Annotated in this window: 1 protein-coding gene; it reads left to right on the forward strand. The window is 51.8% G+C overall.

The window, feature by feature from the left end; all coding sequences use genetic code 11:
• On the forward strand, positions 1–436 hold a 436-nt coding region (locus A3728_RS19140; RefSeq protein WP_150120894.1), incomplete at both ends, for a tyrosine-protein kinase family protein.

The raw sequence follows: 436 nt of genomic DNA on the forward strand, positions 1-436 counted from the left end.
AGCGGGTCTTTGCTGAATACTTCGATATCCAGGAAAAGAAGGGATTGATTGCCGTCCTTTCAGGAGAAGCGAAATTGGAGGAGGCTGTCTCTCACGAACCTACTTTGAACGCCGATATCCTCATTGGCGAGAAGACAGAGACAAACGCGGCGGACATCTTCTCCTCTGAGCGATTTACGCGGTTCTTGGAAGATCTGCGCAGCAAGTATGATTACGTGATCATCGATACACCTCCTGTACTGGCGGTACCGGATGCGCGTGTCATCGGAAGATCAATGGATGCGGTGATCTATACGGTGAAGTGGGACAGTACTTCCCAGCGGCAGGTGCGCGAGGGGCTGAAATCGCTTGAGAATGTTCAGGTCCGTGTAACAGGCCTCGTGCTGAGCCAGATCAACGCCAAGGGTATGAAGAAGTATGGCTACGGTGAGACATA

It is taken from the genome of Sulfitobacter sp. HI0040, from assembly GCF_001634885.1.
Classification (GTDB): Bacteria; Pseudomonadota; Alphaproteobacteria; order Rhodobacterales; family Rhodobacteraceae; genus Sulfitobacter.